Annotated in this window: 14 protein-coding genes; 10 read left to right on the top strand and 4 right to left on the bottom strand. The window is 72.3% G+C overall.

Features of this window, described 5'->3' with window-relative positions:
- The first annotated feature begins 16 nt into the window (after positions 1–16).
- On the top strand, positions 17–838 hold the full coding sequence (locus OHT01_RS27315; protein ID WP_328555755.1) for a serine hydrolase domain-containing protein: 822 nt from the start codon (positions 17–19) through the stop codon (positions 836–838).
- Between the two features lie 86 nt (positions 839–924).
- Here OHT01_RS27315 and OHT01_RS27310 read toward each other — a convergent pair whose 3' ends face one another.
- Complete coding sequence (locus tag OHT01_RS27310) at positions 925–1,746, bottom strand: NAD(P)H-binding protein (protein WP_328555754.1); 822 nt, start codon at positions 1,744–1,746, stop codon at positions 925–927.
- A gap of 97 nt (positions 1,747–1,843) precedes the next feature.
- Between OHT01_RS27310 and OHT01_RS27305 the strand changes: the two genes are divergently transcribed.
- Positions 1,844–2,437, top strand: a complete 594-nt coding sequence (locus OHT01_RS27305; RefSeq protein WP_405917225.1) for a TetR/AcrR family transcriptional regulator — start codon at positions 1,844–1,846, stop codon at positions 2,435–2,437.
- A gap of 28 nt (positions 2,438–2,465) precedes the next feature.
- Here the strand turns inward: OHT01_RS27305 and OHT01_RS27300 are convergent, their stop codons facing one another.
- Entirely contained in the window at positions 2,466–3,122 is a 657-nt protein-coding gene (locus OHT01_RS27300; RefSeq protein WP_328558283.1) for a pirin family protein, read from the bottom strand.
- A 94-nt stretch (positions 3,123–3,216) separates the two neighbouring features.
- On the opposite strand from OHT01_RS27300, the gene OHT01_RS27295 reads away from it, so the two are divergent.
- From OHT01_RS27295 to fabF, 5 genes are all read left to right on the top strand, one after another.
- The gene (locus OHT01_RS27295) at positions 3,217–4,422 is read left to right on the top strand and encodes a PucR family transcriptional regulator (RefSeq protein WP_328555753.1); all 1,206 of its coding nucleotides are present in this window, start codon (positions 3,217–3,219) and stop codon (positions 4,420–4,422) included.
- A gap of 89 nt (positions 4,423–4,511) precedes the next feature.
- The gene (locus OHT01_RS27290; protein WP_328555752.1) at positions 4,512–5,429 is read left to right on the top strand and encodes an ACP S-malonyltransferase; all 918 of its coding nucleotides are present in this window, start codon (positions 4,512–4,514) and stop codon (positions 5,427–5,429) included.
- 14 nt (positions 5,430–5,443) lie between these two features.
- The gene (locus OHT01_RS27285) at positions 5,444–6,475 is read left to right on the top strand and encodes a ketoacyl-ACP synthase III (protein WP_328555751.1); all 1,032 of its coding nucleotides are present in this window, start codon (positions 5,444–5,446) and stop codon (positions 6,473–6,475) included.
- A 75-nt stretch (positions 6,476–6,550) separates the two neighbouring features.
- Complete coding sequence (locus tag OHT01_RS27280) at positions 6,551–6,799, top strand: acyl carrier protein (protein WP_261702511.1); 249 nt, start codon at positions 6,551–6,553, stop codon at positions 6,797–6,799.
- A gap of 127 nt (positions 6,800–6,926) precedes the next feature.
- Positions 6,927–8,198, top strand: coding sequence for a beta-ketoacyl-ACP synthase II (gene fabF, locus OHT01_RS27275; RefSeq protein WP_328555750.1), 1,272 nt, complete (start codon positions 6,927–6,929; stop codon positions 8,196–8,198).
- 122 nt (positions 8,199–8,320) lie between these two features.
- Here the strand turns inward: fabF and OHT01_RS27270 are convergent, their stop codons facing one another.
- Positions 8,321–8,815: a DUF3145 domain-containing protein gene (locus tag OHT01_RS27270; protein ID WP_328555749.1), complete on the bottom strand. Its 495-nt coding sequence runs from the start codon at positions 8,813–8,815 to the stop codon at positions 8,321–8,323.
- A 308-nt stretch (positions 8,816–9,123) separates the two neighbouring features.
- Between OHT01_RS27270 and OHT01_RS27265 the strand changes: the two genes are divergently transcribed.
- Positions 9,124–10,023 (top strand): SGNH/GDSL hydrolase family protein, encoded by a 900-nt coding sequence (locus OHT01_RS27265; RefSeq protein WP_328555748.1) that lies wholly within the window; start codon positions 9,124–9,126, stop codon positions 10,021–10,023.
- Between the two features lie 10 nt (positions 10,024–10,033).
- Entirely contained in the window at positions 10,034–11,008 is a 975-nt protein-coding gene (locus tag OHT01_RS27260) for an aldose epimerase family protein (RefSeq protein WP_328555747.1), read from the top strand.
- 67 nt (positions 11,009–11,075) lie between these two features.
- Here OHT01_RS27260 and OHT01_RS27255 read toward each other — a convergent pair whose 3' ends face one another.
- Positions 11,076–13,556, bottom strand: a complete 2,481-nt coding sequence (locus OHT01_RS27255; RefSeq protein WP_328555746.1) for a glycoside hydrolase family 3 protein — start codon at positions 13,554–13,556, stop codon at positions 11,076–11,078.
- A 103-nt stretch (positions 13,557–13,659) separates the two neighbouring features.
- On the opposite strand from OHT01_RS27255, the gene OHT01_RS27250 reads away from it, so the two are divergent.
- Entirely contained in the window at positions 13,660–14,238 is a 579-nt protein-coding gene (locus OHT01_RS27250) for a TetR/AcrR family transcriptional regulator (protein WP_328555745.1), read from the top strand.
- Positions 14,239–14,251 lie beyond the last annotated feature (13 nt).

Genomic DNA, 14,251 nt, shown 5'->3' with positions numbered 1-14,251 from the left:
GCTTAGGCTCGTGGGCATGTCCTTGCAGAGCCTGGCGCTGATCTCGAACTGGCCCGTTCCCACCGCCGCCGCCGCGGTCGTCCGCGCGGACGGTACGGTGGCCGGCTCCCACGGTCCCGGCGGGCACCGTTTCGCGCTGGCCTCCGTCACCAAGCCGCTCGCCGCGTACGCCGCGCTCGTCGCGTACGAGGAGGGGGCGATCGAGCTCGACGAACCGGCCGGGCCCACCGGTTCGACGGTCCGCCATCTGCTCGCGCACACCTCCGGTCTGGCCTTCGACGAGCACCGGGCGACCTTCGCGCCCGGCGAGCGGCGGCTGTACTCCAACGCCGGGTTCGAGGTGCTCGGGGACCACATCGCCAAGGCGGCGGACATGCCCTTCGCGGAGTATCTGCGCCAGGCGGTCCTCGAACCGCTCGGCATGACCGCGACGACGCTGGACGGTTCGCCCGCGAAGGACGGTGTCTCGACGGTGGACGACCTCGTCCGGTTCGCCGCCGAGCTCCAGGCGCCCCGGCTGCTGGACCCGCGCACGGTCGCGGAGGCGATGACGGTCCAGTACCCCGGGACCAAGGGGGTCCTGCCGGGCTACGGCCATCAGAGCCCGAACGACTGGGGCCTCGGCTTCGAGATCCGGGACTCCAAGTCGCCCCACTGGACGGGCAGTTCGTCCTCGCCGCGGACCTTCGGCCACTTCGGTCAGGCCGGTACGTTCCTGTGGGTGGACCCGGCCGTGGGCGCCGCCTGCGTCGCGCTGACCGACCGGACCTTCGGGCCCTGGGCCGTCGAGGCGTGGACCCCGTTCACGGACGCGGTGCTGGCCGACCTCGCCTCCTGACACGGACAGCCTGACGCGGACATCCTGCCGCGGGCCCTCCTGCCGCGGAACCTCCCGTCGCCGTGCGGCGACGGGTCCCGGGGCCGTCAGCGGAACGCCGCCGCGTTGCGCCGCGCCCAGGCCGCGAAGGTGCCCGGGGCGCGGCCGAGGACGCGCTCCACGTCGGGGCCGACCCGCCGCTCCTCCTCGGTCGGTTCACCCAGGACGGCCAGGGTGCCCTCGACCACGGGCGGCGGCATGAAGGCCGCCATCACGGCGTACGCCTCCTCCCGGGTCTGCTCGGTGAAGCGCACCGGCTCGCCCAGGGCGGCGCCGATCGCGGCGGCCCGTTCGCGTGGGGTGGTCGGCGCGGGGCCGGTCAGGGTGTAGGTGGCCCCGGCGTGGGCGCCCTCGCGCAGGGCGGCCGCCGCGACGGCCGCGACGTCCTCGGGGTCGACGAAGGGCAGGCCGATGTCGCCGAACGGCGCCGCGGCCTCCCGCCGGGCGCGGATCGACCCGGCCCACGCGAGGGCGTTGGTGTCCATCCCGCCCGACCGCAGGACCGTCCCGTCGAGGCCGGACTCCCACAGGGCCTTCTCGAAGCGGGCCGGGTGCGCGTAGGCCTGCGGGCGCGTCCCCGCGCCCTGCGAGGACAGCAGCACCACGCGGCGGATTCCGGCGGTCTTCGCCGCGCCCAGGACGCCGTACGGGTCCTCCCCCGCCACCAGCAGGAACAGCGCCGCGGCGCCCTCGAACGCCGGTCCGAGCCCGGCCGGTTCGGCCAGGTCGGCGGCGACCGCGCGGACCCCCTCGGGCACATCGGCCCCGGCGATCCTCCGGGCCACGGCCGTCACCGGCAGTCCGGCCCCGGCGAGCGTCCGCACCAGCGCGCCTCCGACGTTCCCGGTCGCACCCGTCACCACGTACATGTCGATCTCCTCGGCACAAGCTGATTAGTTAGTCGACTGACTAACTCGATGGACGGGACGCTAGCAAGGCGGAGGCGGGCTGTCTATAGTCAGTCGGGTGACTGACTCAGAGATGCCGCGGGGGCCGCGGGCCAAGGCGGCCGGCAAGCGGCGGAAGCTGACGGCGGCGGCGGCCCGGGTGCTGCACGAGCAGGGCGTGGAGCGCACGACGATCGCCGACATCGCCCGCGCCGCCGAGGTCCCGGCGGGCAACGTGTACTACTACTTCAAGACCAAGGACGAGCTGGTCGAGGCCGCGCTCACCGAGCACGCCGACCGTCTCCGGGAGCTCACCGACGAGCTCGACCGGCTCCCCGATCCGCGGTCCCGCCTCAAGGGGCTCATCACGGCGTGGGTCTCCGCGCGGGACACCGCGGCGCGTTACGGATGCCCCACCGGCACCCTCGCCGCCGAGCTCGACAAGCGGGAGGAGGGCGGACTCGACCTCCTGGCGGGACAGGTCGTCCGTCGACTGCTGGACTGGGTCGAACGGCAGTACGGGGAGATCGGCGCCACCGACCCGGCGGGCCGCGCGCTCACGCTCGTCGGCGCCTACCAGGGCATGTCCCTGCTCTCCAACGCCCTGCGCGACCCGGAGATCATGACCCGCGAGGGAGACCGGCTGATCCGCGAGCTCGACGCGACGGCGTAGGGCGGCCGTACGGGCGCCGGCCCCGGTGTCAGCCGACCGCCATCTCCCACAGCAGCAGCTCGGCGGGGACACCCGCGACCAGTTCCATGTCCTTGGCGTCCGTGACGCGGGCCGCGTCACCCTCCCCCAGCTCCACGCCGTCCAGCCGGACCTCACCGCGCACGACATGGACGTAGACGAAGGGCGCGTCGGGGACGGCCGTGCGCTCGCCCGCCGTCAGCCGGCGCACATGGAGCATGGCGCCCGCCTCGGGGACGGCGTACGGGGTGGAGTCCGCGATGCCCCGGACGGTCTCGTAGGCGGGGTCGCCGCCCGGTTCCAGCGGAGCCAGCCACATCTGCACGAAGACCAGCGGCAGCTCGCCGTCGTTGCGCTCGACATGGCGGACGCCGCCCGCGGAACTCAGCCGCTGGACGTCGCCGTGACGCAGCACCGTCTCGTGGCCCGCCGAGTCACGATGGGTCAGCTCCCCTTCCACCACCCAGGTGACGATCTCGGTGTGGCTGTGCGGGTGCTCGTCGAAGCCGGCGCCGGGGGCGAGCCACTCCTCGTTGCAGGCGATCACCGCGCCGAAGCGGAGGTTGTCGGGGTCGTAGTGCGGGCCGAAGGAAAAGGCGTGGAGCGAGGAGATCCCGGCCGCCGGGTCCCCTCCGCGGTAGCGCTCGTCGGCGCGGCGGACGTCCATCACTCCCCCACCGTAGCCCCGGCCCGGCGACCGCCCCGCGCTTACTTGCGACCCGCCGCCGCACAGCTCCGTCCGGATAAGGCAGTCTTGTCCCGTGCCCGAACCCGAAGCCAGCAAGACCGAGCGCCCAGCGCATGACGTCCAGATGCACACCGCGACCCTCAAGCGGCTGGAGAAGTCGGCCGGCAGTCTCGCCGCCCAGGCCATCACGCGGATGGACGAGACGCTGCCGTGGTACCGGGCCATGCCCCCGGAGAACCGCTCCTGGATCGGGCTGGTCGCCCAGGCCGGTATCGCCGCCTTCACCGAGTGGTTCCGGCACCCGGACGCGCCGCAGGCCATCTCCACCGACGTCTTCGGGACCGCGCCGCGCGAGCTGACCAGGGCCATCACCCTGCGCCAGACGGTGGAGATGGTGCGGACCACGATCGAGGTCATGGAGAGCGCGATCGACGAGGTCGCCGCCCCGGGCGACGAGGGCGTGCTGCGCGAGGCGCTCCTGGTGTACGCCCGCGAGATCGCCTTCGCCACCGCCCAGGTGTACGCGCAGGCCGCGGAGGCACGCGGCGCCTGGGACGCCCGGCTGGAATCGCTCGTCGTGAACGCCGTGCTCTCCGGCGAGGCCGACGAGGGCGCCGTCTCCCGGGCCGCCGCGCTCGGCTGGAACTCGCCCGACCATGTCTGCGTGGTGCTGGGCACGGCACCCGACGGTGACAGCGAGCTGACGGTCGAGGCGATCCGGCGGGCCGCCCGGCACGCCAAGCTTCAGGTGCTGACGGGAGTGCTCGGGGACCGGCTGGTCGTCATCGCGGGCGGCAGCGACAACCCGCTCGCGGTCGCCAAGTCACTCATCGGTCCGTACGCCGCCGGCTCCGTCGTCGCCGGGCCGATCGTGCCCGACCTGCTCGCCGCGACCCGGTCCGCGCAGGCCGCGGCGGCCGGTCTGAAGGCGTGTTTTGCCTGGCAGGACGCCCCGCGCCCGGTACTGGCGGACGATCTGCTGCCCGAACGCGCGATCGCCGGAGACCCGTCCGCCCGCGAGCAGTTGGTGGAGGAGATCTACAGACCGCTGGAGGAGGCAGGCTCCGCGCTGCTGGAGACGCTCAGCGTCTATCTGGAGCAGGCCAGCAGTCTCGAAGGCGCCGCCCGGATGCTCTTCGTCCACCCCAACACCGTGCGCTACCGGCTCCGACGTGTGACTGACGTCACCGGCTGGTCACCCTCGGATGTACGATCCGCGTTCACGCTGCGGATCGCGCTGATCCTGGGGCGTCTGGCCGATGGAGATCCCCAGACCTAGCCTTTTGTCGGGGACCTACAATTCCCTCTCGTGTTCTTCGTCCCTGTCCCCACGGGCGGCCGTGGCCGTCCACAAGAGAGAGTGTGAGAGTGCTCGTACTCGTCGCTCCCGGCCAGGGCGCTCAGACGCCCGGCTTCCTGACTCCTTGGCTCGACCTCCCCGGCGCCGCCGAACGCCTCGCCGCGTGGTCGGACGCCATCGGGCTCGACCTTGCCCACTACGGCACGCAGGCCGACGCGGACGCGATCCGTGACACGGCCGTCGCACAGCCGCTCCTGGTCGCCGCCGGCCTGCTGTCCGCCGCCGCCCTCGGCGACGTGAACCCCGGTGCCGTCGCCGGCCACAGCGTCGGCGAGATCACCGCGGCCACGTTCGCGGGAGTGCTCGACGACACCGCCGCGCTGACCCTCGTACGCAAGCGCGGGCTCGCGATGGCCGACGCCGCCGCCATCACGCGGACCGGTATGTCGGCGCTGCTCGGCGGAGACCCCGACACGACGGTCGCGCACCTGGAGAAGCTGGGGCTGACTCCGGCGAACGTGAACGGCGCGGGCCAGATCGTGGCCGCCGGCACCCTGGAGCAGCTCGCCGCCCTGGAGGCGGACAAGCCCGAGGGCGTACGGCGCGTGGTGGCCCTGACGGTGGCGGGCGCGTTCCACACCCACCACATGGCCCCCGCGGTCGAGGCGCTGGCGAAGGCCGCCGAGGAACTGAGCCCGGCCGACCCGCGCACCGTCTACGTGTCGAACCGGGACGGCCAGGCCGTCACCTCCGGTACCGAGGTCGTCTCGCGCCTGGTCGGCCAGGTCGCCAACCCGGTCCGCTGGGACCTGTGCATGGAGACCTTCAAGGAACTCGGCGCGACCGCGCTGATCGAGGTGTGCCCCGGCGGCACGCTGACCGGTCTGGCCAAGCGCGCGCTCCCCGGCGTCAAGACGCTGGCCCTGAAGACACCCGACGACCTCGACGCGGCTCGCGAGCTCATCGCCGAGCACAGCGCGGCCTAAAGGAGCCCGAGAGCATGTCGAAGATCAAGGCACCCAAGGGCGCTCCGTTCGCGCGCATCCTCGGCGTCGGCGGTTACCGTCCCGTCCGGGTGGTGCCCAACGAGGTGATCCTGGAGACGATCGACTCGTCCGACGAATGGATCCGCTCGCGCTCCGGCATCGAGACCCGGCACTGGGCGTCCGACGAGGAGACCGTCGCCGCGATGTCGATCGAGGCGTCCGGCAAGGCCATCGCCGACGCCGGGATCAACGCCGACCAGATCGGCGCCGTGGTGGTCGCCACCGTGTCGCACTTCAGCCAGACCCCGGCCATCGCCACCGAGATCGCCGACAAGCTCGGCACGAACAAGGCCGCGGCCTTCGACATCTCGGCCGGCTGCGCGGGCTTCGGCTACGGCCTGACCCTCGCCAAGGGCATGATCGTCGAGGGTTCGGCGGAGTACGTCCTCGTCATCGGCGTGGAGCGGCTGTCCGACCTCACCGACCTGGAGGACCGCGCGACGGCGTTCCTGTTCGGCGACGGCGCGGGCGCGATCGTCGTGGGTCCCTCCGAGGAGCCGCACATCGGCCCCACCGTCTGGGGCAGCGAGGGCGACAAGGCCGGCACGATCAAGCAGACCGTGCCGTGGGACCGCTTCAGGATCGGCGACGTCTCAGAGCTCCCGCTCGACTCCAAGGGCGAGATCAAGTTCCCTGCCATCACGCAGGAGGGCCAGGCGGTGTTCCGCTGGGCCGTGTTCGAGATGGCGAAGGTCGCCCAGCAGGCGCTGGACGCGGCCGGGATCACCTCGGACGACCTGGATGTCTTCATTCCCCACCAGGCCAACGAGCGGATCATCGACTCGATGGTGAAGACGCTGAAACTGCCGGGACACGTCACGGTCGCGCGTGATGTGCGTACCACCGGCAACACCTCGGCCGCCTCGATTCCGCTCGCGATGGAGCGGCTCCTGGCGACCGGTGCGGCGAAGAGCGGCGACACCGCGCTCGTCATCGGCTTCGGGGCGGGTCTCGTGTACGCCGCGACGGTCGTTACCCTCCCCTAGGCACTCCGTACCGGATCATCCGGTCCGTACGGAAAACCGCCACCCCTCTGGAAACACACCGAAGGAGCGCCTGACATGGCCGCCACTCAGGAAGAGATCGTCGAAGGTCTCGCCGAGATCGTCAACGAGATCGCCGGGATCCCCACCGAGGACGTCCAGCTGGACAAGTCCTTCACCGACGACCTGGACGTCGACTCGCTGTCCATGGTCGAGGTCGTCGTCGCCGCCGAAGAGCGCTTCGACGTCAAGATCCCGGACGACGACGTCAAGAACCTCAAGACCGTCGGCGACGCGACGAACTACATCCTCAAGAACCAGGCCTGATCTTCCGATCACCTGGGCCGACCGTCCGGGTCCACCGGGGCCTAGCGCCCTGGTCGCCCTGGGCTGATGCCCCGCCACCCGGCGGTGGCGCCGCTGAATCCTCGTATCCGTTGGAGAAAGAATTCCCGTGAGCCCGACCAATCGCACCGTGGTCGTCACCGGTATCGGCGCAACCACACCGCTGGGTGGCGACGCAGCCTCTACCTGGGAGGGCCTGATCGCCGGACGTTCCGGCGTCCGCCCCCTGGAGCAGGAGTGGGCCGCCGACCAGGCCGTCCGTATCGCGGCGCAGATCGCCGTGGAGCCGGGCGAGGTCATTCCCCGCCCGCAGGCCCGCCGCCTGGACCGCTCGGCGCAGTTCGCGCTGATCGCGGCCAAGGAGGCCTGGGCGAACGCCGGTTTCACCGACAGGGCGGGCGATGACCCGAGCGTCGACCCCGACCGGCTGGGCACGGTCATCGCCTCCGGCATCGGTGGCGTGACGACCCTGCTCGACCAGTACGACGTGCTGAAGGAGAAGGGCGTACGCCGTGTCTCCCCGCACACCGTTCCGATGCTGATGCCGAACGGTCCGTCCGCCAACGTGGGGCTCGCCGTGGGCGCCCGCGCCGGTGTGCACACCCCGGTCTCCGCCTGCGCCTCCGGCGCCGAGGCCATCGGCTACGCCATCGAGATGATCCGCACGGGCCGCGCCGACGTCGTCGTCGCCGGTGGCACCGAGGCGGCCATCCACCCGCTTCCCATCGCCGCGTTCGGCAACATGATGGCGATGTCCAAGAACAACGACGACCCCGAGGGTGCCTCGCGCCCCTACGACGTCGCCCGTGACGGCTTCGTCCTCGGCGAGGGCGCCGGCGTTCTCGTCCTGGAGTCCGCCGAGCACGCCGCCAAGCGCGGCGCCCGGGTGTACGCCGAGGCGGTCGGCCAGGGCATCTCGGCCGACAGCCACGACATCGTGCAGCCGGAGCCGGAGGGCCGCGGCATCGCGCACGCCCTCCAGAGCCTGCTCGACAACACGGACCTGGACCCGGCCGAGATCGTGCACGTGAACGCGCACGCCACCTCGACGCCGGCCGGTGACGTGGCCGAGCTGAAGGCGCTGCGCAAGGTGTTCGGCGACGAGGCCGACCACTTCGCCGTCTCGGCGACCAAGTCGATGACCGGTCACCTCCTCGGTGGCGCCGGTGGCGTCGAGTCGGTCGCGACCGTGCTCGCCCTGTACCACCGGATCGCGCCGCCGACCATCAACGTGGAGAACCTCGACCCCGAGGCCGAGGCCGCCGCCGACATCGTCCGCGGCGAGGCGCGCAAGCTGCCCGTCGAGGGTCGCATCGCCGCGCTGAACGACTCGTTCGGCTTCGGTGGGCACAACGTGGTGCTGGCGTTCCGCAGCGTCTGACGCCGGTCGCCCTGTTCTGAACGGCGTGTGGCCCGTACCCCTTGAACCAGGGGTACGGGCCACACGCCGTTCGTTCCTCGGTCGCCGCCGGGCGCCCTTGACGGGGCGTCACGCCACGGCCGTCACACCACCTGGTGCAGCCAGCGGACCGGGGCGCCCTCGCCCGCGTAGCGGAAGGGCTCCAGCTCGTCGTCCCAGGGCTTGCCGAGCAGCTTGGCGAGGTCGGCCTCCAGGTCGGTCTCACCGCGCTGGGAGCGCAGGAGCGCGGCGCGCAGCCGGTCCTCGGGGATGAGGATGTCGCCGTGGATGCCGGTGACCGCGTGGAAGATGCCGAGCTCGGGGGTGCAGCTGTAGCGCTCGCCCTCGGCGGTGGGGCAGGGTTCGGCGGTGACCTCGAAGCGCAGCAGGTGCCAGCCGCGCAGCGCGGAGGCGAGCTTGGAGGCGGTGCCGACCTCGCCCTTCCAGGAGAACTCGGATCTCCAGGTGCCCGGCGCGGCCGGCTGCCGGATCCAGTCGAGGTTGACGCGCGTGCCGAGCACCCCCGCGACCGCCCACTCGACGTGCGGGCACAACGCGCGGGGCGCGGAGTGCACGTAGAGAACTCCACGTGTCGTCACTGGGGCCTCCGGACAGAGCGAGACATCTTGTAACTTAGCGGAACGGCAGTGGCAGGGCGGCCACGTGGCGAGGCTACCCTGCGGCGGCGCGAGGAGTGTGACGTACCGTCGGTCCAAGCGCCGTGAACTCCGAGGTTTCACCCGGCGGGACGTGTCCGGACTTCCCTGGCGGGGGGTCCGGGGTCGTCTCCCGGGTGAGGACGGCCGCCCGTGGGAACGCGGGGCGGCCGACCGTGTACGACGTGGTGCGACCGACCGCGCGGAACGGGTGCCGACCAACCCTGTACAACGAACGAGGAGACCAGGGGATGCGGAATCGCAGCCACCGTTCGCGGGCCGTCCTCGCCGCCGCCGCGGCGGCGGCGCTCCTGGGCGTCGCCGCGTGCGACGCCACCGGTGGCAACTCCTCCGCGACCGGCGGGACGGGAGCCCGGCCGTCCCCGAAGCCCACGCCCCTCTGGGACCGCAGCCCGGACTCCATGGCCGCGGTCGGCGACTCCATCACGCGCGGGTTCGACGCGTGCAGCGTGCTGTCCGACTGCCCCGAGGTGTCGTGGGCGACCGGCAGCGATCCGCGGGTGGACAGTCTCGCCGTACGGCTGCTCGGCGCGACCGGGGCGGCCGAGCGGAGCTGGAACTACGCGGTGACCGGGGCGCGGATGGCCGATCTCCCGGGCCAGATGGCGCAGGCGGTGACCCGCGGGCCGGAGCTGGTCACGGTGATGGCGGGCGCCAACGACGCCTGCCGCTCCTCCGCCTCGGCGATGACGCCGGTCGCCGACTTCCGGACCGAGTTCCAGGACGCGATGAGCACCCTGCGCCGGGCGCTGCCCAAGAGCCAGGTGTATGTGTCGAGCGTGCCGGATCTGAAGCGCCTGTGGTCCCAGGGGCGCGGCAATCCGCTGGGCAAGCAGGTCTGGAAACTGGGCATCTGCCCCTCGATGCTCGGCGACGCGGACGCGCTGGACTCGGCGGCGACCCTGCGGCGCGGGCAGGTGCAGGACCGGGTGAAGGCGTACAACCAGGTGCTGCGGGAGGTGTGCGCCAAGGACCGGCGCTGCCGCTTCGACGGGGACGCGGTGTTCGACTACCGCTTCGGCACGGACCAGTTGAGTCACTGGGACTGGTTCCACCCGAGCAGGGACGGACAGGCCCGACTCGCGGAGATCGCCTACCGGACTGTCACAGCACGCGAGCCCGTGACCTAGGGTTTCCCTCATGAGTGAACTTTTCGGCACACTTTCCGACGGCACCCCGGTCCACCGCTGGACGCTGGAGCGCGCCGGGGTCCGGGTGCGTGTGCTCACGTACGGCGGGATCGTGCAGTCGGCGGAGGTGCCGGACCGCGACGGGCGGACCGTGGACGTGACGCTCGGCTTCCCCGATCTGGCGGGCTACGTGGCGCACCCGGAGCCGTACCTGGGGGCGCTGGTCGGCCGGTACGCGAACCGGATCGGCGGCGCCCGCTTCGCGCTGGACGGAGCGACGTACGGCCTGGACCCGAACAACGGGCCCAACTCGCTCCACGGCGGCGACGGCGGCTTCGACAAGCGCGTCTGGGACGCGGAGCCGCTCGAACACGGGGTGCGGCTCTCCCGGGTCAGCCCGGACGGCGAGGAGGGCTTCCCGGGTCGTCTGGAGGTCTCGGCGACGTACACGCTGGACGAGCGGGGCGCGCTGCGGATCGCGTACGAGGCGGTCACCGACGCGCCGACCGTGGTGAACCTGACGAACCACACCTACTGGAACCTGAGCGGCTCCGGCAGCGCGCTCGGGCACGAACTCCGGCTCGACGCGTCGCGGCTGACGCGGGTGGACGCGGGCCTCATCCCGACCGGGGAACTCGACCCGGTCGAGGGCAGCCGCTTCGACTTCCGGGAGCCCCGCAAGACCGGTGCGGGATACGACCACAACTACGTGCTCGACAAGGGGCTCACCGGCGCCCCCGTGGAGGTCGCCGAGCTGCACGATCCGGCGTCCGGGCGGGTGCTGACGGTCGCGACCACGGAACCCGGTCTCCAGTTCTACACCGCCGACCATCTGGGTGAGCCGTTCGCACCCAACGACGGCATCGCGCTGGAGACCCAGCACTTCCCCGACTCCCCGAACCGGCCGGACTTCCCGAGCACGGTGCTGCGGCCGGGCGACGTGTACCGGTCGCAGACGGTGTACGGGTTCTCCGTGCGGTCCTAGGAAGACCGCGAGCCCCGATCCGGAGGTCAGGTTCCGGAACGGGGCTCGCCGAAGGGGCGCGCGCTGGTTACGCCTCGGTCATCGTGCTCAGACGGCGGTCCCCGAGGGAACGGCCTGCCTGAATCTCGTACGAACCCTTCACAAACGCCCACATGTTCGTGGCGGTGTCCCAGATCTCGAAAGCGCGGCGCGGGAGTTCCACGACGGCCTCGACGCTCTCGCCGGGCGCGGCCTCGACCACCGCGAAACCGGCGAGGACCCGGGCCGGCCGCTCGGTGCCCGGTTCCACCGGGGCGAGGTAGACCTGGACGACCTCGCGCCCGGCGCGCTCACCGGAGTTGCGGACCCGGACGGTGACGGTCGTGCCCTCGGCCTCGATGGACTCGTACGTCCACTCGGTGTAGCCGAGGCCGTGGCCGAAGGGGTACGAGGGGGTCCTCCCCTCCTTCTCCCAGGCGCGGTAGCCGATGAAGACGTCCTCGGTGTACGGGAGTTCGCCGTCGGCCGGGCGTACCTGGGTGACCGGGGCGTCGGCGAGGGAGCCCCAGGTGGTGGGGAGGCGGCCGCCCGGCTCGTGGGCGCCGGTGAGGACGTCGGCGAGGGCGGCGCCGCCCTCCTGGCCCGGGAACCAGCTCAGGAGCACGGCGGCGACCTCGTCGCGCCAGGGGAGTTCCACCGGGGAGCCGGAGTTGACGATCACGACGGTGTTCGGGTTGGCGGCGGCGACGGCGTGCACCAGCTCGTCCTGGCGGCCGGGGAGCCTGAGGTCGGCCCGGTCGAAGCCCTCGGACTCGACGCGGTCGGTGGTGGCGACCACGACGACGGCGGTGTCGGCGGCGCGGGCCGCCTCGACGGCCTCGGCGATCAGCTCGTCCGCGTCGCGCACGGGCTCCTGGTGGGCGAGCGAGAAGCCGACGACCTTCATCGGGAGGTCCGCGGGGAGTGCGACCACATGGGTGAGGGAGACCTCGACCGGTTCGCCCGCGGTGAGTTCGGCCTGCCCGCGCGGGACCGGGGCGCCGAAGAACGTCACGAAGGGGTCGTCCTTGGCGGCGCCCTGGACGTCGTCGAAGTACGTCGTGCCGTCGACGGTGAGGGTGAACGCGCCGAGGCCCTTGATGCCGAAGGTGTGCGCGCCGCTGTCGCGCGGGGTGAAGGTGCCGGTGAGTTCGACGGTGTGGAGGTTGTCGTGTGTGACGTTCTCGGGCAGGTCGTCGCCCATCCACTGGATCTGGCCGTTCGGGGCGGAGGCGGTGGCGATGATCCCGCCCACGGCGTCGCGGCAGACCGCGCGCAGCTCGAACCCCTTGTGGGCGATGGGGAGTTCGACGGTCGGGTCGGCGCCGACGGCGTACGTCAGGCCGCCCTCGGGAAGGGCGGCGGTGAGGCCGTCGAGGGGCGAGACGATCCGGGCGGGGAAGACGGTGGCGGAGCCGCCGCCGAGGACGCGGGCGTCGCGGGCGGCGGCGCCGATCAGCGCCACGCGGTGGCCCTCCACCAGCGGCAGAGCGCCCTCGTTGCGGACGAGGACGAAGCCGCGGCGGGCGATCTCGCGGGCCAGCGCCTCCCCGTCCACGGCCTCGGGCGGCTCGCTCACGACGGGCTCGGCGCCCTCCAGGATGCCGACGCGGGCGGCGAGGCGGAGCACGTTGCGGACGGCCGCGTCGACGGTGGCCTCGGCCACCTCCCCGGCGCGTACGGCGGCGGCGAGCGGCGGACCGTAGACGGTCGCGGGACCGGGCATGGCGACGTCGAGGCCGCCCTCGATCGCGGCGGTGGTGGAGCGGGCGGCCATCCAGTCGGAGACGTTGAAGCCGTCGAAGCCCCATTCACCGCGCAGGACGTCGTTCACGAGGTACCGGTGCTCGCTCATCGTCGTGCCGTTGACCGAGTTGTAGGCCGTCATGATCCCCCACGGGTGGGCGTTCTCGACGATGGCCTCGAAGGGCGCCAGGTACAGCTCGCGCAGGGCGCGTTCGGAGACGAGGTTGTTGACCGTGAAGCGGTCGGTCTCGGCGTCGTTGGCGACGAAGTGCTTGACGGTCGTGCCGACGCCGCCGGACTGCACACCCCGGACGTAGCCGCCGCCGATCGCGCCGGTCAGCAGCGGGTCTTCGCTGTAGGCCTCGAAGTGGCGGCCGCCGAGCGGTGAGCGGTGCAGGTTGACGGTGGGGGCGAGCAGGACGTGGACGCCCTTGCGGCGGGCCTCCTGCGCGAGGAGCGTGCCGGCGCGGCGGGCCAGGTCCGGGTCCCAGGTGGCGGCGAGCGCGGTGGGCGAGGGGAGTGCGACGGAGGGGTCGTCGGCGGTCCAGTGGACGCCGCGGACGCCGATCGGACCGTCCGACATCACGAGGGACTTCAGGCCGATCTCGGGGAGCGCGGGCAGTGTCCACATGTTCCGGCCGGACAGCAGCCGGGCCTTCGCGTCCAGGCCGAGCCGGGCGAGGGCCGCCTCGACGACGGCCTCGCGGGCCTCGTCCGCCTCCGCGTCCTTCCGGCCCTTCGCCGTCCTGTGGCCCTTCGCCGTCTCCACCGCAGTCTCCGCCATGGCGGCACCTCCTCGTTGAAAGCCGTCGGTCTCCCCCATCCTGCATCCGTCACCTGTAGAGCGGTAGGTTTCGAGACCTGGCCGTTACGATTGGGGTGATCGGATGCCGTACGGTGACGCCATGGCGGCCAGGACCACCCGGAGTGAGGAGCGGCGCGCGGAGATCGTGCGCGCGGCGCTGGAGGTGATCGCCGAGCGCGGTTACCGGGGCGCGAGCCTCGCCTCGGTCGCCGAGCGCGTCGGCCTCACCCAGCAGGGCCTGCTGCACCACTTCCCGACGAAGGAGGCCCTGCTCGTCGCCGTGCTCAAGGAGCGGGACCAGTGGGACGCCCTGCCGGACACCACCTGGCGGGCCGATCTGCTTGTCTCGCTGGTCGAGTACAACGCCATGCGGCCCGGGATCATCCAGACCTTCTCGGCGCTGCTCGGCGAGAGCGTCACGGAGGGGCACCCGGCGCGCGAGTTCTTCACCCGGCGCTACACCGACGTGCGCGCGAGCATGGCCTCGGTGCTGCGCGCCGAGTACGGGGAGCGGCTGCCGAGCGGCCTCACCCCGGAACGGGCGGCGCCCCTGCTCGTCGCCGTGATGGACGGACTGCAGTACCAGTGGCTGCTGGACCCGGAGTCGGTGGACATGCCCGCCGCGTTCCGTGACTTCCTCACGCTGCTGGGCGAGGACTGACACGTCCTCGGGG

The organism is Streptomyces sp. NBC_00358, assembly GCF_036099295.1.
GTDB lineage: Bacteria > Actinomycetota > Actinomycetes > Streptomycetales > Streptomycetaceae > Streptomyces.
The sequence above is the reverse complement of the archived record's forward strand: the minus strand, read 5'-3'. Positions and strand labels throughout refer to the sequence as shown.

Bases quoted from the DNA above. Each gene is read 5' to 3' on its own strand.
- OHT01_RS27315 (WP_328555755.1), top strand. From the start codon at position 17: ATGTCCTTGCAGAGCCTGGCGCTGATCTCGAACTGGCCCGTTCCCACC.
- OHT01_RS27280 (WP_261702511.1), top strand. From the start codon at position 6,551: ATGGCCGCCACTCAGGAAGAGATCGTCGAAGGTCTCGCCGAGATCGTC.
- OHT01_RS27310 (WP_328555754.1), bottom strand. From the start codon at position 1,746: ATGTACGTGGTGACGGGTGCGACCGGGAACGTCGGAGGCGCGCTGGTG.
- OHT01_RS27255 (WP_328555746.1), bottom strand. From the start codon at position 13,556: ATGGCGGAGACTGCGGTGGAGACGGCGAAGGGCCACAGGACGGCGAAG.
- OHT01_RS27260 (WP_328555747.1), top strand. From the start codon at position 10,034: ATGAGTGAACTTTTCGGCACACTTTCCGACGGCACCCCGGTCCACCGC.
- OHT01_RS27300 (WP_328558283.1), bottom strand. From the start codon at position 3,122: ATGGACGTCCGCCGCGCCGACGAGCGCTACCGCGGAGGGGACCCGGCG.
- OHT01_RS27285 (WP_328555751.1), top strand. From the start codon at position 5,444: ATGTCGAAGATCAAGGCACCCAAGGGCGCTCCGTTCGCGCGCATCCTC.
- OHT01_RS27250 (WP_328555745.1), top strand. From the start codon at position 13,660: ATGCCGTACGGTGACGCCATGGCGGCCAGGACCACCCGGAGTGAGGAG.
- OHT01_RS27265 (WP_328555748.1), top strand. From the start codon at position 9,124: ATGCGGAATCGCAGCCACCGTTCGCGGGCCGTCCTCGCCGCCGCCGCG.